Annotated in this window: 18 protein-coding genes; 5 read left to right on the top strand and 13 right to left on the bottom strand. The window is 41.6% G+C overall.

The window, feature by feature from the left end; genetic code table 11:
• Positions 1 to 97 precede the first annotated feature (97 nt).
• The 13 genes from NFI80_RS01490 to NFI80_RS01440 all read right to left on the bottom strand — a co-directional run bounded on the left by NFI80_RS01490 (position 98) and on the right by NFI80_RS01440 (position 14,464).
• Positions 98 to 943 carry a relaxase/mobilization nuclease domain-containing protein gene (locus NFI80_RS01490; protein ID WP_235164459.1) on the bottom strand — a complete coding sequence of 282 codons (846 nt, stop codon included), beginning with the start codon at positions 941 to 943 and terminating at the stop codon, positions 98 to 100.
• A complete protein-coding gene (locus NFI80_RS01485) occupies positions 940 to 1,602 on the bottom strand; it encodes a plasmid mobilization protein (protein ID WP_235164458.1) in 663 nt (220 codons plus the stop codon). Before NFI80_RS01485 ends, NFI80_RS01490 begins: the two co-directional genes overlap by 4 nt.
• Positions 1,603 to 1,805: 203 nt before the next feature.
• Entirely contained in the window at positions 1,806 to 2,324 is a 519-nt protein-coding gene (locus NFI80_RS01480) for a hypothetical protein (protein WP_235164457.1), read from the bottom strand.
• Entirely contained in the window at positions 2,317 to 3,015 is a 699-nt protein-coding gene (locus NFI80_RS01475) for a P-loop NTPase family protein (protein WP_235164456.1), read from the bottom strand. Before NFI80_RS01475 ends, NFI80_RS01480 begins: the two co-directional genes overlap by 8 nt.
• The gene (locus tag NFI80_RS01470) at positions 3,005 to 3,406 is read right to left on the bottom strand and encodes a hypothetical protein (protein ID WP_235164455.1); all 402 of its coding nucleotides are present in this window, start codon (positions 3,404 to 3,406) and stop codon (positions 3,005 to 3,007) included. Before NFI80_RS01470 ends, NFI80_RS01475 begins: the two co-directional genes overlap by 11 nt.
• A 1,386-nt stretch (positions 3,407 to 4,792) precedes the next feature.
• Positions 4,793 to 5,353, bottom strand: coding sequence for a hypothetical protein (locus NFI80_RS01465; RefSeq protein ID WP_235164454.1), 561 nt, complete (start codon positions 5,351 to 5,353; stop codon positions 4,793 to 4,795).
• Positions 5,354 to 5,412: 59 nt separating this feature from the next.
• Complete coding sequence (locus tag NFI80_RS01460; protein WP_235164453.1) at positions 5,413 to 7,122, bottom strand: 8-oxoguanine DNA glycosylase OGG fold protein; 1,710 nt, start codon at positions 7,120 to 7,122, stop codon at positions 5,413 to 5,415.
• Between the two features lie 6 nt (positions 7,123 to 7,128).
• The gene (locus NFI80_RS25735) at positions 7,129 to 7,482 is read right to left on the bottom strand and encodes a DUF8426 domain-containing protein (RefSeq protein ID WP_235164452.1); all 354 of its coding nucleotides are present in this window, start codon (positions 7,480 to 7,482) and stop codon (positions 7,129 to 7,131) included.
• Between the two features lie 378 nt (positions 7,483 to 7,860).
• Positions 7,861 to 8,688: an HNH endonuclease gene (locus NFI80_RS01455; protein WP_235164451.1), complete on the bottom strand. Its 828-nt coding sequence runs from the start codon at positions 8,686 to 8,688 to the stop codon at positions 7,861 to 7,863.
• A 1,390-nt stretch (positions 8,689 to 10,078) separates the two neighbouring features.
• The gene (locus tag NFI80_RS01450) at positions 10,079 to 10,366 is read right to left on the bottom strand and encodes a hypothetical protein (protein WP_235164450.1); all 288 of its coding nucleotides are present in this window, start codon (positions 10,364 to 10,366) and stop codon (positions 10,079 to 10,081) included.
• A gap of 162 nt (positions 10,367 to 10,528) precedes the next feature.
• Entirely contained in the window at positions 10,529 to 11,047 is a 519-nt protein-coding gene (locus NFI80_RS01445; protein WP_235164449.1) for an integrase core domain-containing protein, read from the bottom strand.
• 407 nt (positions 11,048 to 11,454) lie between these two features.
• Positions 11,455 to 11,667 (bottom strand): transposase, encoded by a 213-nt coding sequence (locus tag NFI80_RS25650; protein ID WP_374759660.1) that lies wholly within the window; start codon positions 11,665 to 11,667, stop codon positions 11,455 to 11,457.
• Positions 11,668 to 12,031: 364 nt separating this feature from the next.
• On the bottom strand, positions 12,032 to 14,464 hold the full coding sequence (locus NFI80_RS01440) for a nuclease-related domain-containing DEAD/DEAH box helicase (RefSeq protein WP_235164448.1): 2,433 nt from the start codon (positions 14,462 to 14,464) through the stop codon (positions 12,032 to 12,034).
• Positions 14,465 to 14,773: 309 nt separating this feature from the next.
• On the opposite strand from NFI80_RS01440, the gene NFI80_RS01435 reads away from it, so the two are divergent.
• The 5 genes from NFI80_RS01435 (at position 14,774) to brxC (ending at position 21,085) form a co-directional block, all read left to right on the top strand.
• Positions 14,774 to 15,532 (top strand): DUF6577 family protein, encoded by a 759-nt coding sequence (locus NFI80_RS01435; protein WP_235164447.1) that lies wholly within the window; start codon positions 14,774 to 14,776, stop codon positions 15,530 to 15,532.
• A gap of 93 nt (positions 15,533 to 15,625) precedes the next feature.
• The gene (locus NFI80_RS01430) at positions 15,626 to 16,102 is read left to right on the top strand and encodes a BrxE family protein (RefSeq protein WP_235164446.1); all 477 of its coding nucleotides are present in this window, start codon (positions 15,626 to 15,628) and stop codon (positions 16,100 to 16,102) included.
• Complete coding sequence (locus NFI80_RS01425) at positions 16,099 to 16,872, top strand: BrxA family protein (RefSeq protein WP_235164445.1); 774 nt, start codon at positions 16,099 to 16,101, stop codon at positions 16,870 to 16,872. The genes NFI80_RS01430 and NFI80_RS01425 overlap by 4 nt, the downstream gene beginning before the upstream one ends.
• Positions 16,853 to 17,422 carry a BREX protein BrxB domain-containing protein gene (locus NFI80_RS01420; RefSeq protein WP_235164444.1) on the top strand — a complete coding sequence of 190 codons (570 nt, stop codon included), beginning with the start codon at positions 16,853 to 16,855 and terminating at the stop codon, positions 17,420 to 17,422. Before NFI80_RS01425 ends, NFI80_RS01420 begins: the two co-directional genes overlap by 20 nt.
• A gap of 12 nt (positions 17,423 to 17,434) precedes the next feature.
• Positions 17,435 to 21,085 (top strand): BREX system P-loop protein BrxC, encoded by a 3,651-nt coding sequence (gene brxC, locus NFI80_RS01415; RefSeq protein ID WP_235164443.1) that lies wholly within the window; start codon positions 17,435 to 17,437, stop codon positions 21,083 to 21,085.
• Positions 21,086 to 21,112: the final 27 nt, after the last annotated feature.

Here is a 21,112-nt window from a genome sequence, read left to right as displayed (position 1 = left end):
CTTTTTACTTCGTAACTTTCGTTGCACTGACTGACAAGTGTGCGTGGTTTTCGACTCTGGAAAACATATTATCAGCTATTCTCCATTCTGACATTCGTTAGACACTTAGTCCTTGTTGTTTCCGCCGAGACTTTTTCTTGCGTTTTAGAGGCACAAAAGCTTGCGACATCTCCATACCCATTCGCTGTTCAAGATTTTGCAATGAATAGTCTTTCCCCAGGTCAGAACCTTTCACTTTCATCCGATTTTGCATATTGAAAAAGGCTATACCTCTTCCTATATACGTCTTGAATCCGTGCGTTTGCATCTGCTTTCCAAACTCGTCGATTGAAGATGCTTTTGCTAAAACTTGATCTACCAAACTTCTGAGGTTGATGATTGCGGTATCCTGCCTTGGTGCGTGCTGCTTTCCTTTTTGATTTAAGCTCATGTCAGAAGTTATTGTGAGTCCAAGTTCTAATTCCATCCGTCTTGAAAATTCGCCCGTCCTCGCGTAGTTCTTAAAATGATCGGAGGTGTTTTTGCCGTTGTAGTTGATCCGGTTTGCGACAATATGAATGTGCTTATGCTTCGTATCGTTGTGCTTGAAGGCAAGCATTTGATTTTCCGCAAAACCAAATTCCTTTGCAAACTCTACGACCAAGCTGGTGAGCTTCTCTATGGACGGATCTTCCCCTGGGAGAAAGCTGAACGATTGATGCCAAACATATTTATTGAGATTTCTGTTTTTGTCCCTGTTATCCAGCATTTGCTTGGCGAGATAATCCAAGTCCAGCCTTCCGTCCGGCATTGTATTTATGCCAAGATGCTGAATGTAAATAAGCTCTCCCCGAACGTCGTCTATCGTAACTTCTTTCAATTGTTTTGCTGTCAACTCCTTTTCATAATAGCAGTAGCTCAATATGCCTTTGGCGAAGTTTCCCAATCCCACTTTTCCAATCATAAGTCGAAACGTTTAAGCATAGCCGTGACTTTCTCTTCAATGATGCTATGCACTTGATCTGGATGATCCGGCGCATCCGATTTCCATACCCGAAGCTGTCCGGCAAGCTCAGCAGGCTGATAGTAGCTGTCATACTTTGCTAGCAGCTCTTTGGCGTTGCGAAAAATGTTCTCGGTTGTTTCAAGAATGCTGGTCTTGTTTTGAGATTCTGGCAGGATCCGCTGAATGTATAGCGTCAACTGGTGCATCCACTCCTGCACATTGTTGAGCGTCTTATGAAATGTCCTGATCTCAAAATCTTCAAATATCCAGAGCGTGATGATCTGCGAAAGTAAGCGCAAATGCTGACTGCTCTGCATCCATTGCCGACTTTGCATCTGATGATCCTTTGTTTTCAACACCGCAAGCGACAGAATGCCGCTGAGCTGTTCCAGCGTCCGAATCATCTCGGCTGTTCGGGCGGGCAATGTTTTCTTTTGCGGCCGTTTAATGGGGACGTCCAAGGCCAGTGTCAAAAAGAATTGACTTGCTGAAAGCCCGCTCTTATCGACCAGCTGGTTGATCCTAATTTTTTCGTCTTTGGTAACCCATACAGAAAAGTGGTCCCTTCGCACAACCTTCTCCTCTTTCGGTGGTCTTCCTTTTCTTTTGCTTTCCATAATGTCTGCGATTTAAGCTATGAGGCGCGAGGCGAATAGCAGGGGTCCAGGGGTTTTCCCATGGCCAGCCGCCAGGGAGTCGCTTTTCGCGACGTACTGGCGATAGCTGGCTGTGGAAAAACCACCGTGGTTCCCGAAAATGTTTGAGTTTGTTCGCCTTTGTTTGAAAATGTTCGAAACCTGATTTCAGACTTCTGGGGCCGTTACTTCCGCCCAAGTGGTATGAGCATTTCCTTGGTCTTTTTGTCAAAAATGTATTCGCGCCCAATCAACACGTCCCCTTTCTTCCCCTGAGGTCGAAGCTTCAAAAAACTACCACGTTCATCCTGCACAATCTCTCCACTCTCCATGAGAAGACGATAATCCGGTGCATTTTTGTAAGCCTCGACAAACCTGCGACGCTCTCGATATTCCTCGTCTGTTGAGATTAGCCAAGAAAACAAAATCGATAAAACTATCGCAGCAACAGACCATGGAAGACTCTGCGCCAAACCATAATAGAAAGCTTGCTTTCTGTCGGAAAAATGAACTGGTCGCTGGTTGCTTTTAATTGCAGCTGCCGCTTTGTCGATTGTGTCTACGGATTGATCGACCTCGGCCTTAATGCGTTCAAAGTGTTCCTCAACCTCGGCTAGCAACAAAGCGGACCAGTCATCGATTTCCTGAGCATATTTCTGCCCATACTTCCCCTTAATGTGGTTGAGTTCGGTTCTACTATGCATGGCAAAAGCTTTCTCGGATTTCTTTTTTCAATCTTAGTCGCGCACCAGGCCCATAATTTTCCAAAGGAAATCCATTCCTTATACCGTCTAAAATCTGGCTTCCGAGCAAAGAGTTCGCCTCGAAATCACCAAACCTGATGTGTTCCAACCCGAGTGCTGCACAGTTATTAGCCAATTCTTCTGACAGACGCGAGAATTGTCGAAAACTGAAAACATTTTCCCACACCAAAATCCTAAACTTGCCTTCCAGGACTTCAATCATTTTTTGCAAATATTCTACACTAGCACGGTAAGCACCGCCGCCCCCTATGATGATATGGAACACAGCGTCTGCATCTACCTCATCACACCACTCCTTGAAATCCAAATCTCTCGAAACAAGCGCGGGGAACTGCTCACTCTCAGGTGCACCAAAATCCATAAAGATTTCGTCAAAAGGGGTTTGCATCAGGCTTTCAATGTATCCGATGAAAAGATCCCGGACTAACATGTCACGATTATCAATCAGCGAAATGGTCTCCAACCGCTCTTCTCCCAGAAAAGCCAGTTGACGGGTGGACGTTTGGGTTGAGCTATCTAGATCGACGAAAAGCGAGGTTTTATCTTTTTCAGACAATGCCCGGAGATAGGTGTGCAGGCTTTTACCCACTCCACCTTTTGCTTGAAGTATTAAATTGAATTTACGTCTCATTTTTGTTAATGAATTTAGTTTTTACTGAAATTTTGTCTTGCATATCCTTTGCATCGCCATCAGACCAGGGTGCTTTAAGAGCATTTTTGACACCCAAATTATGAGTGTGCTGCGGCCGTGATTCAGGCGCTGGTGAAGGAAAATGCCGTTTAGTTTTCACAGGAAGTTTGTTGAACGGCTTGGGCGTTTTCCTAAAATAATATCGGCAATAGCGCACATCATCAGCATTGATCAGTCCAGGTTTCCCCAGATCCGAACAGATCATTTCTGCGACATAATACGCCGAGAGCGATGTCAACACAAACTCCGCATAGAGCTCATGCAGAATTTTTCTCCGCTTCTTATCCTTCCGCTCGAACAGGTCAATCAAGACTTCCTTATTAACCTTCATCGTGTAATGGCTCTGCAGTGATGATTAATCTAAACCTTAACTCCGTGCTGGTTTTTTTGTTTTTGATTTCACTTTCAGCTTGCACATTCGATTGGAACAGTTGACAGATTTGCGTAGGAATAGTGCCCCTGGGACGATTTACTGTGACACGCATGTCATTTTTGACAGTTGCGGTGTTCAAGCGAAACTTCAATTCGAAATTGTTTTGTAATATCATAATAATCTTGTTTTTGAAGTACAAAATTCGAAATGTTACCAATACAATACAAGATGTTTATTAGATGAACATCTTGTATTTCAGGCAGTTGCTGATTTTCTGTGTAAGTAGAGACGTTGCGTGTAGAGCTATGCTCGTAAGTTGCGAAACTCTTCTTTCAAGCTAGATCTGTTCCTCATTTTTTCCAAGATTTATTCCAGTGGATAAGGCTTTTTCCATTTGTTGATTAAATGCAGGAATTTTGTATGTCTTTGAGGTGAGCGCGGTTGGAAGGATGGTTAGATGGAAAAGGAGGTTTTTCGTTTGGAATGGTGAACGTGTTCTTTGGTGATTTCCCAGGATGTTCCAAGAACCACGCCGCACTGCCTACCCCTTGTAGATAATATTCCAGCTGATAGTTGTAACTGCCTTAATAAATGATACTTAGGATCAACAGCTTTTGAAGAAGTTGTTGTTGTCGATACATAATTCTTGAAAAAGAGGATTACTATTTTCGTAATGGTTTGAGAGAAATTGAACTCGTCTCGGGTTTTGAAGAAAAACTGCATATTGCATCGTTACTCTTATGTGAAAACATCATCGTATATGGTATAACAGAAAATATCACATTCTGCCTTAGGATATGTCTTTCCCAAAGAATTTGTATATTTTTAAATCAACAGGAAATTGCGACCCCAGAGGAAGAAGAAAAATCATTAAGTCTAATAAAATTATCACTATCGTTTTGTGTCAAGACAGCGGTTCTGACTGTGGTACTTTGCACGTGAATATTGGTGTCATTTACAGCGGAATCATGGGGTAGTTTCGTCAGAATGTTTAGTAATTGTCTTTAGGATTCGCAAAAAATGCTTCGTTACATGCTGCTTCAGGACTTTTCTTGATCGTGTACCCAACGGTAATCAACTCGAACTTTTTGTTAGTGGATTTGAGGAAGCTGGCTGGGATACTTTTTTAAAGGACCGTTAGATTCCTTCGCATTTTTGGAACATTTACATATTTAGTGATAGCATAGGTAGAGAGTAAATTGCCTTCCGTCAAACCGTATTTCGACAAACCTCTAATTATTCGTCGCTCGTCATCTCAGTAACCAGATACTGTTTACTGATAACCGATTTCAAACCAGTTAGTATTTAAGTATATAAAGGTTTTATCAGCTAATCAGAAGGAAGCTATTTCCAATGCGAGATTACTTCTTGAATTGCTTCCTTTTTTCTAGGCATTTTTCTTAGTGCAGTTATTAGCTTTTGAAATTTCCGTGCAATTCCGGAAATACCCTGCCAGTTTTTAACAAGTGCATGTTCAACATTCTCTTGTAAGTAGATCTGGCACAATGGAGGTACGAAAGGGTATTCCAGCCAAGTATCAAGTGAAGCTAAAATAAATTTATGGATCGGAACGGCACCATTATCCAAATAAAGTTTTTGCCCAGAAGGTGAAAGATAATAATGAAAGAATTTATACTTTTCAACCAAAGAAACCCTGTTTGAATTATTGTCGGATTTAATTATTGAAAATAGCCAACACTCTTCAAAAATTTTAAACGAAGGAGGAGCTTGATAAATGTAGTCGTCGTCTTTTCTATATTGAATCGGAATGGTATCAGGCCAAATCAATATTACTTCATTTGACCGTTCGTCAACTGAGTCATAAAATCCAGAAACGAGTTTATTCCAATCGCTTTTGTTCCCTTCTTCAACTTCTCGTTGATCAATGCACAATGACGCAAACACCAGATAGCTTCTGGGCTCCTATTTCCAGGATATCTGCTTCAAAGCTTCCAGATAATTTGTCAAGGGTTTGTGTTTTTAAAAATGATGCTTCCTGTCCGTGAAACCAAAGCGAGATTATCACGTTTAACGACTCTAAATCCTTGTGATAACCAAGCCCGTTTTTGACGGTTAGTCTCCCATCCATTGTTTCCCCAAAAGGCTGCTGGATTTTCAAAACAAATGTTATTGAGCAGGATGCCAAGAGTATTTTCGATCCACGGTATGTCAAGTTCTATTGTGTTTTCCTGCTGCATATCTCGGAAGTGTTCTTGCAAAGGGTAGTATTTGTGGTGCGGTTCCAGTTCCGGAACTTCTTGATTGTTTACACCAGCATTATTTCTTCTGACAGGAGTAGCGGTGTCATCACCAATGCAGATCTCCGGTGTGTGTCTATTAAAAAATTTAATAATTATGTTCCACAATTCTCTTCTAGGATTTGAAGAGCGTAGATCTTCATTCAGACGTTGCCCAAAAACAAACTCTTCTAACTTACCGGGTGTAACTGGTGACTTGCCTGGAATTTCATTCAAAGTATTCGTCCAATTGTTAAAATCCTTTACAAACCGTGCATATAGATCTGCCCTATCATCGGCACTTTTAGGGAGTACAACCATATGTTTTTCAGTCGTGGCTATCCCTCGGTAAGGTAACATCTGGTTTTCTCCTAGCAATTGTATTAGCAATGCACAATGTGCATTTGAAGACCACTTATCATAGATCAAGGGCTTGATCGTAACGTCTTGTAATTCCCCAAGAAAATAGAAGAGTTTAGTATAGAACCGGTAACCCACACCAGGTAGTTTATGAGCACCTCCAGGAGCAAAACTTAGAAACAAATCAGAAAGTCGCCCGGTTGCAATTAATTCTTCAGAATGTTTGATCGCATCTTCGACTTCTTTTTTGGGGTGCTCAAGTAATCTCCTGAACTGAGTATCCGTCCCATTTTGTGTTTTAGGTCTTGTGGAATTGATACCACCCCACATCATGGAGGCTATAAAACCAGTATAAGAATCAATTTTGAAGAGTTCAAGAACATGACGCCTTTGTAAATTTCGATTAACTGTAAAATCCAGAATCTCTTGAACCACTGGAAATTCCTCTGGAAAAGAATCGTAGGTGGTACTGATAGGCTGTATTTGTTGATCTGGCTTATTGATTATCCTATCGTGATTGTAAATAAGGTATAGAGGCAACTGGTGCAAAGGTGGTATTGCATCTATCCAAAATTTGATTTTTTCAGGCATCAGCTCTCGGTGTGTATAAAGGAATACTTTGAGATCTGCCATACTCACCAAACTGACATGAGGATAATTATTACCTAAGTAGCTGCCGTTTACAGAAAACAAGTACACCTTAACATTTACATCTTTATAATCATCTTTGTTTAATCCGGTATCACCGGTCTTTACCTGCACAACTGCTTTTTCACCCGTACCTGTTTTTGTCAAAACAAACTCATATGCCAATGTATCTGTTTTACAGCTGCTAGGGATAACAAGATACCCCTCAGTCACTTGAAGATAAAGACCTACAAGATCTTCACAATCATCCCAGGAGAGGAATGAAAAGATTTCTGTATAACCGGTCAGATCTGGACTGTAATGATTAGTTCCAGAAAGTTCGTTGTAAGTCTGCTGAGAATACTCCGAAACCCCATGCACCATTTGTAAAGTACGAGAAGCTATAAATGAGCTGACCACTTTCCCCGGAACGCTATCAACTATTCCCACTTTATACTATTTACAACTCCTAATGTTTGCTATGTCTGCATTCACGGCAACCTCTGAGAAATCATACTTCCACTCACTTTCAACTCTTCCTAAGTAATAGTATCCATCACTCGTTCTTGTCCATATTAGGTCACCAATCTGCATTCGATAATAGAACGAATTCCATGCACGATACCAACTCTTGTCGTTGTTTGCTACGTATAATACTTTTGCTTGATCTTCATATTCGGTAGCTGTCAACGAGGAAGTTGTTAATGGAATTGGCCAACCAATACCAACAAGATTATGCTCTATACAATGCTCACGGGAATTAAAACCCAATTTTGAGGCAGGCTTCAAGTGAATACGCCAAATGTTCATCAGTCGGTGGTTTAATAGAGGTTTGCTTACGTAAATGGGCTGAGGAATCGAGGAAGTGGAAAAATTCCGTCATGCACAGAACTCTTCGATGCATGTCTAAGTCAATTATCCTTTTAAGGTATTAAGCACCACCAATCCCTTTTCTGATGTGCTCCTTTATAAGGATTCATTAAACACTTATTGATTGCACTAACCCAGCCAAACAAAACGATTACCTATATATATCTACTTGTTTGAGTGGGTTCAATTGATTAAAGGGTAGAATCCGAATTTAGGTTAAGAAAATTCTCTCTATAAGTCTAAAAATCTAGTAAATTGAGCGCTTTGAAACTATCACTTCATCCTTCGATGCCACAATTAGACCTTCAAACCCAATGTTTAGCTTGAGATCATCTGATCTGAAGTAGTTCTATCAAGAAATTGTGAAACCTCTTCAATCGTGTAGGGATTCTGCCGCTGATGAATCATAGCATGGCAATTCGGGCAAACGGGAACTAGGTCTTCAAGGGGATTGACGGAATAAGACTTCCCAATCTTTGAAATCTGTGATTTATGATGAACATGAATATAGTTTTTACCAACATCCCCATATCTATCTCGAAAATTCAATTTACATGCCATACATGAATATCCGTGATGCTCCAAACATCGTTTCCTTGCCTGAATATTCCGTTCATATTTGGTAACTAAAATCTGATTAGAAGCACCTTCCATGTACAGATGTTGCTCATTCTGTGCTGTAAATGGGTTATTTCTAAGACCTTGTGTAGATACAAAATCAAACCATAGTGCTTCAAGTTCAGCTACTAAATTCGGTCGAATTGAAATGCCTGATGATTGAGAAAGCCAATTCTGCTTTGAAAATTCCCCCTGATTTAAGATATCATAAGGCAGAATAGGATCTACATCGGGATTAAGCAAAATATCAAAGTCTAGTTTTACCCTCATTCTAGAAACTATTTTTTCCTCACCACGGCGACCATCTGTTCGTACAGCATCTGATATGATGATAGCAGAGCCAATAATACCCTTCGGAGCAACTCCAAGCTTCATTAAAAATGCCCTATCTCCAGGTTTGACTTTTCTATGGGCACTGCAAGACCAATCTTCTATATAGGAGCCTCTTTCATTAATCTGCTCAATTGCCTGCTCTAAATTCGGCCATTCCCATACCAAAGGATTCCAAACGAAAAGGTAGTAGTTCATTGTTAACTTAGTTGATGAGGAAAAAAAGCCGATTTTTTTCTTAAAATAAGCCTGAATTAATTTTCACCTAGGTGGGCAAAACCTTCTGTTAACCAGGGTGTCAAACGTCTTTAACTGTGTTCTAAATTACTTTGAAAAACCAACTTCATTTATAGGTCTTAAAGATGAATCCAAACGGATATGGTTTCACAGGATGCTTAACAGCACTTAATGATAACCGTTGCCAGTTCTCTTCGCCTTCTTCCATTAACAAACATTGCTTTTTTCTAGGAAAACGGAATGATGGTTAATTTTAATTTGTCCTGTACCTACCATGCGTGAAACCAAAATAAATAAGCTTGTGGGTGGTTACAATGCCTGCATTCAATCAATCATCAATTCATCTTTACCTCTCACACGCTGCAAAATATGCTTCAATAACCCTCTCATACTGACCATGACCTTCAAAGCTGTAATATTTCGCTTTGAACTCAAAAAGCCTGCCTATCTCTTCATCATGCAAGTAGAATGACTGCTTGTCTATCGAAGTGTATATCTTGTGAGGTTTGTTACCAATCCAGCCAATAAGTCCTAAGTATTGGTTAATATCAAACGTTTCAATCTCCCGGATGAAAATCTATTTGTGCACGGGTTTTTGTGACATAGATATCGGCAGCATCACAAACAAGCAATACCATTTAACTAACGGTAGGTGCCATTTATTCAACGGGTCCATCTGACTAACTGCACGTTGTTATTAGTTGCTAAATTGTTACTGTTCTGGTAAAAATGAATCTTGAAAGTTTCTTGTTCCGGCTTTGCGTTAAAGGTTTGACCAAATACCTTTCGTTCCCAGTCTTTAAATTTTACATCGGTGACGATGTATTCACCTGTTGGGATTATGAATTCGTTGCCAGGTCGAACTTGATTGACATGACGAACATACTTTTGAAGTACCGAATCTTCAAAGCCCACTTCTAGGTATTGAAAAACGAATTTGATCAGCTTTTGCGCTTCGTCTTATAAGGGCTTTACAAAAGACTGCCTTCGCCGGGCTTCCCTTACATTTAGATGCCCATCCGTTTTAGCGTTTCTGTATGGATGGTGGTTTTTGTAAGTCCATACAGGTATTTCGGTGTATTGCACGGCATTCCTTTATGTAAATATATAACGTCATTAACTTCAACAAATTCCATTCCGATGTTCTTGGTATCATAAAAATGACATCAATAATATCAAAGTTAACTGATTTTTGCAAGCAACTTGGCAACTGGTAATATTACTACATATATGGACGTTTATATAGTAACAAAAAGGTACCGAGAAAAGCCCCTTTCAGTGCCGTTACAAATTTAGTGGGTTATTGTACCGCTTGTTTATGCAGTACAGCAAAATTCAGTACACATAAAAACTACAAAAAATTGAATTGCCTAGCAAAGCAGGACAATTCAGACTTAATCTCCTCTCTACTAAATCCTAGGCTCCCAAACTTTTGAACTTTATACCTGATTTGATCCCATTCAAAATCGAGGCCTCCTGTCAAAACAATGTAAAAGTCCCCTGTATTATTGTTAATGGTGAAGTTTGAATCCGGGCGCTTATCAATTGTTTCAATCACTTTTGCAATTGCCCCTTTTAAAAAACTTTGAGGCCAGATAACTGCATGTTTCCCATCTACTGTATAATCAGTTTTTGACATTGTTTTCTTGATAAAGAAGATAAACATACCGTCATAATCCCAATCCTCAGTATTATTTCACATTTTTCATTAAGTGCCTGTCTATTGTAGACAGGTGTTCCATCGACATCAACATTTAGAGCTATGTAGGCTTCCCATTTTTAGAGTGGTGGCGATTTAGACTCAGTTGTTCATTGCGACAGTTAATTTTTCTTTTTTCACGGCATTTTCTTTCAGTAATATGTGCTTCTGATTTGGCGTTAGTCCCTTCATTGACCTGTGTGGGTGCTTACTGTTGTAATTGTCAAGCCATTTGTCTGATAAAATACGCAACTGTTCCAGAGAATCAAAAAAGTAAGCATCCAGTGCCGCCCGGCGGCCCGGGTCTTCCCGGTAAGTTCTGTTTAATCTTTCGTTGTAGCAATTTTGCATCGGTCTCCTAGGCTGAATAAATTTTTGCTCAATCTGCTTGTCTTCGCACCATTTGGCTAGTTTCTTACTGATAAACTCAGGGCCATTGTCGGTTCTTATAGATAGTGGCAACCTTCGTTCGCATTCCAATTGTTGCAAGACTTGTATGACTTTACCGGCACATAGGGAGTAATCCGCATGCGCTGCAAGTGCTTCTCTGCTAGCGTCATCCATGACAACTAATGTTCGCACACGTCGGCTAGAACTAAGAGCATCACTGACAAAATCCATGCCGCGCGGCGTCCGCTCCAGGTTTCATTCAAAGTCTTCGCCTCAATTAAAGGCTGTTTTGGTCTTTTCAGAATGCGCCTTTTTCGCTTACGCCTTAATTTGAGATCCATACTTCGATAGATTGGAAGCACTCGTTTGCGATTCCAAGGCAGGCCTCTATTCCGCAAATTGCCGTAATACCAATCAAAACCTCGGGTCGGATGTTCTTCTGCCAGCTCATTAAGCATGTCTATAACAGGCAGGTCGTTCTTGACCGTTTTGTAATAAAAAACACCCGTGCTCAACTGCAAAACTCTACATGCCCGCTCAATGCTAAATCCAGCTTCCTGAGAAATATCGGAAGCAATTAGCCGCTTCTGAGCAGGCCTTAAAGCTTTTTTTCGATGATCTCTTTTGCAAGTCTGTGATCAAGAGCTAATTCCGCATACATGTGTCGCTTCGGCGATCCGATTCAGACGGCGGTTCTCCTCCTTGAGTGACTTCAATTCAGAAAGCTCCGAAGCACCCATACCGCTGTACTTCTTGCGCCAATTGTACAATGTAGCCTTGGAAACGCCATTTTCCCGAGCGACGTCATTTGCCTGTTTGCCAGAATCCATGTCTTTGAGGATTTTGACGATCTGAGTTTCTGCGGACGCCGCGCGGTGAATGTGTTTCGTTTCATAGCAGATTAAAATTAGAAAATTTGTCTAATTCATCACCACTCTGTTTTGAGGGAAGCTTACACCAGCATTTACGGCTAGGGTTGATAATATTTATTATCAAGATCCTTACCAGGCGGAACTTGAAACACAGAAGCGTGAGGCGCATGAGCTGACGGTAAAAGAGGCAGAAGCAAAGTTAAAGCAGCGACAAAACGAAACTGAAGAGGCAAAGGTTCTTTCCAAAAAACTTAAACCAGAATAACGTTAGTTGAAATAACATTCTGAAACTAAATAAATATTGACTTATGTAAAGCTTACCTCATTAAGTTTTCACTTTTTTCTAATATCTTTCATAAAATTTGGTAATATTAAAATCGCTAATATCTGAGTGCAAGACGTTTAGCAATTGATTATATATTCCACTGTTGAAAATAAAATTTAGATCATTCATCTCAACTGCGGCAATGAATTGCTCTCGGTTTAAATTTGACTTTGAATATATATTATGAAAGTAATCACTGGAACTGTCTATTTGATCGTGCAATTCACTTCCTTCTAATAAATATTCTCGACTTTTTTGAAGTTCTGTTGCCAAGTCTAAGGGTAATTCATTAAAGTCAATTTGATAACCATATTCATCTATACCACCTCCTGAATAAAGTAATAGAGGATCGTAGTGATACAAATTTTTTAAATATTCCGTCCAAACAATCTGTTTATTAAAAATCAATCCAAATGTTGTTTGACAAAAGATTGAGCCACTATCTAAAAACGTACAGGGGCTTCCAACAAATAATTTACCCTTAAAAAGGATTAATTCTCTTTCATTGAAGTCATGATAAGTAGATAGTATACTATTAAAGTAATGCTTGTACGTATCTATATAATCCCAGTCCAACATACGGCTAGTTGTAGTATCCTGATGGACAAACGATTGCTCAATTTCTGATCTGAAAAAATCATGATACTCCTTGTTTCCCAAATTAAAAATTATTAAATTCTTCTTTGCTCGTGTTAGTCCTGTGTAAACCAACTCAGCATTTTCAAATTCTTTCTCTTTCTCTCCATTTTCGATTAGCAGGAATAAAGTTTCAATCTCCCAACCCTTGAAACTGTGAATAGTAGATAGTTTTACTGTTCCAGTTTTCATGTAAAAGTGATTCTTTCTTAATCTTCTAATCACTTCAATTTTTGTGCTATTCTCCTCATTTTGCAAATATTCTTCTTCCATTTCAAATGTAATGGATGTGTTCTCATGTTTTTTAGTCCGAATTAAAAAATCGATTGCCCTCAAGATGGCAACTTTGGAACACAAAATTCCAACGTCAGATGAATGAATCTGATGTTGAAGAAGGATACTATATATTTTTTTAAATAATATGTCAGCGGTAAATGAGTTAAAGTAGTGATATTCTATAATTCTTGGTGTAAAATCAATGCTTAACTGATTATCCCGTTTTAACTTTTGAATATCTATATCTGTGTGATCAAGGTTATATTTACCCTCAAAAAATTTGTTTTGAAAAAGTAGTGCTGTTATGTAAATTGAACTGACTAAGCGAAAGGATTTATTCAAAGACTTATTCCAACGTCCAGCAATTTGCCGGACAATAATCTCATTATTTTCGTCTAGCTCACGCTCATAAATATTCTGTTTTTCATCTCCGAAAACTATGAACTCAGTTTCGGGGTGGGTAAAGTACGTAGTAATAATATCTATCCAAGGCTGCATATAATCTTGAATTTCATCAATAAGAATCACATCATACTTGTTTATTTCTTCTTTTACTGAATCAAAGAATAAAGTGTTTTGCCAAGAAGCAATGCTTAAAATTTCTAAATTGTAATTATTTGATTGTGTTTTGAAAAATTGATGATAATTCGTAATGTAAAAGTTACTCCAATCAAACTCTTCTCTTACATCACTAATCCTATCATAAATATAATTTTTAAGCGAAAGATTATAAGTTAGAATGAGAATTCTACCCCCGGTTCTTTTATGTGCATTTACTGCTCGTTTTGCTAAAATCAGAGTTTTTCCACTTCCTGCAACTCCTTTTATTTTTCTCCTTGGCCGTATTTCGCTTCTAATTAAATCTTGCTGTTCTCTTGAATAATTTATCTCTATACCTTCTTCTAATTGATGAGTAGGCGGTTTCAAATATCGCTTAAAACTAATATAAAGTATATCATCAAAGTAATATGATTTTTTATTTAGCCAAAATTTTGTCAATACTAAGTTCAGTTTCTCTTTTGTTAATGAATTGTAGCCCATTAGACCAAAATAACTTATAAATTTATTATATGAATCGTCTTTATGCGTTCTAAAATCATTGATTAAGAAATTTATTAAATCTTGTTCAGTTTCATTATGAAAATAGATGGCACAGTTTACAGTTGCCCAGTGGTTTTGACTCTTTATCGTCTTCTTAAAAAGTTCATTTATATGCAACTTAAATAAATTTGATTTATAATTTTCTACCTGATTGAGAGGTGATTTAATTTGTGTGGCATCTTTCCGTAATCGCCATTTTTTGTTTTCATCAATATAATAGTGCTTTAAATTCCAATCCTTGACTTCAACCAGTAGAACTCCACTCCCTTTTCGCATTATTGCAAAGTCCGGATTGTCACCATTTAGGTATGGCTGATAGTATATTTCATATGTGTCATCCAATTGGCCCATCAAAAAATTCAATAACGTCCATTCACCTTCTGTCGGCTGGACTTTTTGCCTTTTTATAACTTCAATTGTCGGACTTAAAATCGCCATAAGTAGTTAGCTGTTAGGTTGTCTAAAAATATCATAAAAGTTTCTTGATACACATTGCAACGTATTATAATTATCGCTAAATGATTTTATATGATTGATTCGGCAACAGCAAAACTCAACGCAGATATTAAAACTGTCAATAGGTTACAAGCCAACAGCCCTCCAATTCCCAAGCAATAGTTTTATCAACATATGTTATGACTTTACAAAAGCACTTTTTTTTTGTCATACATATTCTTAAATGTGTCATCTTTAAGGTTACCAAGTTTTGGCACTATTTATTATATTTGCCGAAACTTGGTTTTCTATATGCAACGAGAAAAGACACTTCAGTTGGTAAAGCCGAACGAAACGATTCGTAGGCCTGCACTGCTCTCGCTATTGAGAAAGGAATATCCTCGTGCCAAGTTAAATACCCTTGATTGGCACATACACACACTTCTGGAACAAGGAAAACTAGTGAGGCAAGGTCGTGGCGCCTATGCTGTTTCCAGTAATAAGTCTGTTCTATCCAGTTTTACCCCAACGCTACCACAGGAATTATTCGAAATTGGACAACGCCTAGGTCGTAAGTTTCCTTTGGTAACTACTTGCGTCTGGACAACATCTATCTTGCATTCGTTTGTTGTGCAACAACCCACGATAACATATTGGCTGGTTGAAGCAGAACGTGACGAGGTTGACGTCATCTTTGATTTTATACTGAATGACGTGTTCATAAACCGACTATCAATTCCTATTATTCGAGCTGATGACTTGGCCCTGATGGAGCGCTATACGCCTGGCCGGCATAACATCCTTCTAGTCAAGCCGCTAATTAGCGAAGCACCATTGCTGCAAAATGATCAGGAATTGAATGTCCCCACCCTCGAAAAAGTTATAGTTGACTTGGTCGCAGATAACAATATTTTCGGTTTATTCTTAGCGGAATTACCATCTCTGCTTGTCGATCTCACCCATCGGTTCTTATTAAATCAAGGTCGGCTCCGACGGTACGCCCGCCGTCGACATAAGTTATCGCTCGTTGATAGTTATTTACCTCAACGGCCAACGGACTGCCATTCATGAGGTTACATTTAAATCTTGCTGGCTTACCATCACTTAGCATCCAAAATAGTAGCCGGTTTGTCAGTGCCAGTAAACATTATATAACAACATAAGATGAATTTTATAGATAACCTTTTACATACCAGATTAGCCATTCTTACCTTAAGCCAGGCAGCTGGTTGGATAACCTTAATCAGTGCCGATGAGAGCGAAATGCTAGCTTTTGTACTGCCGCGTACCGCGCCTGCAGCAGCCGTCCGATTGGGCTGTGCCATCGCCTGTCACAAACATGATGAGGCAGTAGGAGCCGGAAATTACCATTTGTTCCGACTAACGACGCCTGTTGAGGAGCAACTGAGCCGCGCCATAGCAACAGCGCCGCTCCCCCTTCCTCATTCCGGGTTGGACGCAGCAGTTACATACTTGACGAATATTACTGAGGGCATGGCGATTGACGAGCAGCCAGGCCCAGTTCGGACGGGTTTATATACTGACCTGACGGACAATCCCATGGATACACTTATTTGCGTAGCCAAACATTACCTTTTGGCTTACCAAAAGGGGTATCAAACTTATCCGTACTTCTTATGAAGTCAGTATATACAGCAGATTTACTCAAAGCTACTGGTTTGGTTCAGGAGACATTAGCTCTGCTCGAAGCATATCAGCCCGGACAACCTAAAGATGCGTTTGGTCGATTCGTAAAAGAAACGGATCTGTTGGGTAAGGCTACTCAAAACCGAGTAGACGATATTCTTCGATCCAATTTTTTCCGGCGTTATGTTGCCGCTGGCTCCGAAACTGTGGCCGCCCTGAAGAGCTTACAGGCGAATCAAATAGGGTTTGAGGTACTAAACCAACTATTTTTGGTGTTCACATGCCGGGCTAATACCGTCCTTAGCGATTTTATCAGGCAGGTTTATTGGCCGAAGGTGGCCGCTGGAGAGAGTCGAGTTCAAACCACCGATCCGGCTGAGTTTATCCAGAATGCAATTTCAGAGAGGCGCACGAAAACAATCTGGGCGGCCTCAACTAGTCGGAAAGTCGCAGAGCACCTGATTGCCTGTTTAATTGACTTTCAATTGGTCGAAAAAAACAAAGTGATTCGAGAATTTTCACCAGCAGACGCCACAATCAACTTTCTATTGCATGAAGGCCATTTCAAGGGACTGTCGGACATGCAGCTGCTCCGACTGCCTGATTGGGCGGTGCTTGGCTTATCCACTAATGATCTCATCCGTCGCATTTATAAACTGGCGCAGCGGGGCCACTTCATCGCCCAATATTCGGGTGAATTATTAACTATTTCTTGGTTTTACCAATCCCTACCAGCTGCAGCCGATGGAATCAGTCGAGTATAAATTCAAGACCATGCTGGATGAGCTAGATAGACCGTCCACCAACCACTATGCGGGTGACAAGCAGATCTATTACCTGACGTTCCCCCCCAATGATGCACTGGTCGTTAAACGAAAAGTGGAAACGCTAACTAAACTAGCCGAATACACGGGCTGGACGGTGCATGTCGTATCGATCGCCCAAGTGATCTATGACTTCTTCAGAAACAACCCTGATAGGGAGATTTGGCTAGACCAGGAGCAGTATTACGATGCGCTGACCATCGTGAGCCTTTTTGAAGATCTTGGAGCGTCGGTACGCAACCAGCGGATTGTTGAGAATGCTATTTTAGCTAAGCAGGCCGAATTACGTGGCCTTAAGAAGGCTATACTGCTTATTACTGATTTGGAATGTTTGCACCCTTATTCTCGCTTTGGACCTATTGAACAACAGCTTTATAGTGATATTCGGATGCCAATCGCCGTCCTATATCCAGGTCAGCTTACCGGGTCGAGTCTTGACTTTTTATCGATTTACCCACCCGACGGTTCCTACCGGTCCAAACACCTTTAACTACACTGCTCAATGAACCCAATCAAAACATTATTTGACGAGACGAAAGACATCTACCGCACCATTGAAAAAGTTGTCACGTTTGGCAACCTGAGTGAAGAAGCTCTATCTAAGGAGATTGGCGAGTACGTCGTTACCGATAAACTGCGGGATAATTTTGAAACCTTACTGGAAGCGCTTGATGCTGGCCTGAGGGACAGCAGTCATGAAATCGGCGTTTGGGTATCGGGGTTTTACGGCTCCGGTAAAAGCTCATTCTCCAAATACATTGGTCTGGCACTGGACCAAAAGCGAACCATCGACGGCAAACCCCTGCGCGACCGGCTGGCCAACCGCATCAACTCAGCTACCATCGAGCCGCTGCTCAATTCACTCGTGAAGAAGTACGATCCGGTGGTGTTTCTTATTGACTTGTCCGCCCAGCAGATTGGCAGCTACGATTTAGCTCCCGTGGGCACCATCATCTACAACGAAGTGATGAAATGGGCCGGGTACCCCTCGGAAGAGAAGATGGCTTTGTTTGAGCGCATGTTGGAGATGGATGGTAAGCTTGATACCTTCAAGCAGACGCTCCGAGATGAGAAAGACACTGATTGGGATGAGGTAAAGCATACCAATCCATTAAAAGCAAAGGCCATGGCCCAAAATATGGCACCGGTGCTTTATCCGCAGATTTGGACCGATGCCCGCTCGTTTCAGATTATGCAGATCGACAGTATTGAGAGCGAACAGGAGCGCATGATCAAGATGCTGGCCCTAATCCGTAAGCGAACTGGTCATGACAATGTGATATTTATTGTCGATGAGGTAGGGCAGTATATTTCCGCCAAAGAAGATCTGATTCTGGCCTTGCAAGGTACGCTGCACAACCTTAAAGATATTGGACAAGGTAAGGCGTGGCTACTGGCCACCGCCCAGCAAACGCTGACAGAAGACAACGCCAATGCCCGCTATAATTCGGATAAGCTCTACAAACTCAATGACCGTTTTCCAATCAAAATTGACATTGAAGCCTCGGACATTAAGGAGATTGCAACCAAACGATTACTGGGGAAATCCGTTGCAGGTAACAGCGCTCTGAAAGCCCTGTATGGACAGCATGGCGAGTCGTTGCGTATCCGGACAAAACTCGAAAATGCGGAGAAGACCATTTTCAAAGCTGACCTGACGGAGAAAGACTTTATTGACTTATATCCTTTTCTACCCAATCACTTTACGCTTCTCCTAACCCTGCTGGGCAAACTAGCCTCACGACGGGGCGGTATTGGCCTCCGTTCAGTTATCCGGGTGGTACAAGATGTACTCATAGACCGGTCGCACCAACCTCTGGCCGAGATGGAAGTGGGTACGTTGGCCACCACCGTCAGTATTTTCAATATTCTGCGAGCCGACATCCAAAAGTCTTACGGGTACGTGGTAGAAGCTGTCGATAAAGTGGGCTCGATCTACGACGATGACAGCCTGGAACACCATGTTGCTAAGTCAGTAGCGGTGTTGCAGATCGTGGATGATTTTTCGCTTACTGTGAACAACCTCGCGGTGATGATGCACTCATCGGTGAGCAGCCCGTCGTTAAAAGATCAGGTTCGGCAAAAGGTTGATGAATTGAAAGGTAATCGTAGTCTAACGCTAAAAGAAGTGGACGGGCAGCTTCGGTTCATGACCGATGCCATTCTGCGCATTGACGATAACAAGCTCCATCACATTCCAACCAGTAATGAGGTGCGTCAGTTGTTGGAAACGCAGGTACAGGAGTTGTTTCAACGAGTGCCTTCGGCAAAAGTACTCGAAAAAACGGTTAACACCGGTATACAGCTTGCTTTTGATGGTCGCACGAGATCTGTGCTAGAAATCAACGAAACTATTCAGTCGCAGCTGCATTTTGAAGCGCCCGACTCCTATAACCGGACAATAACAGAACTGGAACGCCTAAGTACAGAAAAAGCGGCAGAGAATACTTACTATGCTGTAGGGCAGCTTGATGACTCCTGGGTGCCTGACCTAGAAGAAATTGTGCGTTGTGAGCATATCTACAAACAGCGCAACCAGCATGAAGGCAAGGAAATAGCTGATTATATGGAAGGACAACGGCAGGATGCAGACCGGCTGAAACAGCGGCTTCGACAACGCATGGCACGCGCTTTGGAAAACGGTCAGCTGATTTTCCGGGGCGCTGCAAAAACGACTAAGACCCACAGCACGGCCTCGTATAAAGATGCGATGGCAAACTGCTTAAAAGCTGTGGCTGGCATAGTGTACCACAAATTTGGCCAGGCACCCAAAAACATTGAAAGCGACGCGGCTCGCAAGCTCCTTATGTACGATGACTTGAAAAACCTGTCTGAAGCACTAAACCCCTTTGGTCTTATCAAGGCAGATGGGAGCATCGATACCCAGGCACCGGCACTGAAGTCGGTTGAAGAGTTCCTAAAAAGAGACGGACAGGCAGAAGGCAAGAAAGTGCTCGACCGCTTCAATGAGCCGGAGTTTGGTTGGTCGAAAGATACCACTCGCTATCTGGTAGCCGTGATGTTTCTCTCCTCCATGGTAAAGCTCCGTATTGGGGGCGAATACGTGACGGTGAAAGGGCCGACGTCAATCGAAAAATTGTCCAATGCTACTGGTTTTGGACAGATCGGTATTACCCTGCAAACGGGGGATCAACCGAGCAACGAACAGAAAAAAGTTGCCGCTCAGAACCTAACTGCCCTAACCGGGGTATCTGTATTACCTCTGCCGCAGAAAATATCCGAAACTGTGCTCAAACATTTTCCCGACCTGAAAGACAAATACGCAGGCCTGGATATTCGACTTCAAACTCTGGGTTTGCCAGGTGCCGACCGGATAAAGAGTTTACAGGGCAGTATTACCGAAATTCTGAAAGGTGATGCCTCCGATGCTACCTTCCGACTGGGGAAAGCTGATGCCTCGCTATACCTAGATTTGCAATGGGCCAAAAAAGTACGGGAGTGTCTTGAAAACAAGGCGACTGAAAAAACAGTAAAGGCGCTCCGTGAGATCCAGATAAGCGTACAAACCCTACCGAACGTACCTATTATTGAGCAGCTTCGGACAGAGGTGGCCGGGCAACTTGGCATTGCCGATCAGATGTTGGGCGTTGATGAATTCTACGACAAGATTCCCGACTTGAAGGATACGTTAGGGATGGTGCAGCAAAGCATTGAGCTCGCCTGCCAGCAGTTTGAACAAACTGAGAATGCCCGGCTCGACAAGGCAATTGCCGACGTGAGAAACCGACCGGCATATTCCCAATTGACCGACGAACAGCACGATGAGATTGACCAGCGCCTAAGCAAAGCCCAAATCACTAACAAGAGCGGCATTCAGGGTATTCAGGATATTGTGAACGAAGGCTATCAGTTGCAGACGCAGTTGAGCAACTTGCACACGGAGATGGACCAGATGGCGACCGATAATAACATTGCGCCACCGCCCCCCAATCCCTTGCCCTACCCCGATCCGGATAAGAATCCTCAGGTGGTGGCCGAACCTAGGATGCCCCTGCTGAAAATGCGCACCGTTCGGTTGGCACATTTACCCCGGAAAATCACGAAAATCGAAGACCTCGACCAGATTATCACGGAGCTACAGTCTCTAAAAAATGGTCTGACTGATGGTGAGGTCATCGAACTGATTTGGTAAACTGATTCACCCTTTAACCACACCGGC

The organism is Dyadobacter chenhuakuii (assembly GCF_023821985.2).
Classification (GTDB): Bacteria; Bacteroidota; Bacteroidia; order Cytophagales; family Spirosomataceae; genus Dyadobacter; species Dyadobacter chenhuakuii.
Note: the sequence above shows the minus strand (reverse complement) of the source record. Positions and strands in the feature narration are given on the sequence as shown.

What these genes read in the sequence shown, in the direction of transcription:
- NFI80_RS01490 (WP_235164459.1), bottom strand. Translation starts at nt 943, where the DNA reads ATGATTGGAAAAGTGGGATTGGGAAACTTCGCCAAAGGCATATTGAGC.
- NFI80_RS01485 (WP_235164458.1), bottom strand. Translation starts at nt 1,602, where the DNA reads ATGGAAAGCAAAAGAAAAGGAAGACCACCGAAAGAGGAGAAGGTTGTG.
- NFI80_RS01480 (WP_235164457.1), bottom strand. Translation starts at nt 2,324, where the DNA reads ATGCATAGTAGAACCGAACTCAACCACATTAAGGGGAAGTATGGGCAG.
- NFI80_RS01475 (WP_235164456.1), bottom strand. Translation starts at nt 3,015, where the DNA reads ATGAGACGTAAATTCAATTTAATACTTCAAGCAAAAGGTGGAGTGGGT.
- NFI80_RS01470 (WP_235164455.1), bottom strand. Translation starts at nt 3,406, where the DNA reads ATGAAGGTTAATAAGGAAGTCTTGATTGACCTGTTCGAGCGGAAGGAT.
- NFI80_RS25735 (WP_235164452.1), bottom strand. Translation starts at nt 7,482, where the DNA reads ATGAACATTTGGCGTATTCACTTGAAGCCTGCCTCAAAATTGGGTTTT.
- NFI80_RS01455 (WP_235164451.1), bottom strand. Translation starts at nt 8,688, where the DNA reads ATGAACTACTACCTTTTCGTTTGGAATCCTTTGGTATGGGAATGGCCG.
- NFI80_RS01450 (WP_235164450.1), bottom strand. Translation starts at nt 10,366, where the DNA reads ATGTCAAAAACTGATTATACAGTAGATGGGAAACATGCAGTTATCTGG.
- NFI80_RS01445 (WP_235164449.1), bottom strand. Translation starts at nt 11,047, where the DNA reads ATGGATTTTGTCAGTGATGCTCTTAGTTCTAGCCGACGTGTGCGAACA.
- NFI80_RS01440 (WP_235164448.1), bottom strand. Translation starts at nt 14,464, where the DNA reads ATGGCGATTTTAAGTCCGACAATTGAAGTTATAAAAAGGCAAAAAGTC.
- NFI80_RS01435 (WP_235164447.1), top strand. Translation starts at nt 14,774, where the DNA reads ATGCAACGAGAAAAGACACTTCAGTTGGTAAAGCCGAACGAAACGATT.
- NFI80_RS01430 (WP_235164446.1), top strand. Translation starts at nt 15,626, where the DNA reads ATGAATTTTATAGATAACCTTTTACATACCAGATTAGCCATTCTTACC.
- NFI80_RS01425 (WP_235164445.1), top strand. Translation starts at nt 16,099, where the DNA reads ATGAAGTCAGTATATACAGCAGATTTACTCAAAGCTACTGGTTTGGTT.
- NFI80_RS01420 (WP_235164444.1), top strand. Translation starts at nt 16,853, where the DNA reads ATGGAATCAGTCGAGTATAAATTCAAGACCATGCTGGATGAGCTAGAT.
- brxC (WP_235164443.1), top strand. Translation starts at nt 17,435, where the DNA reads ATGAACCCAATCAAAACATTATTTGACGAGACGAAAGACATCTACCGC.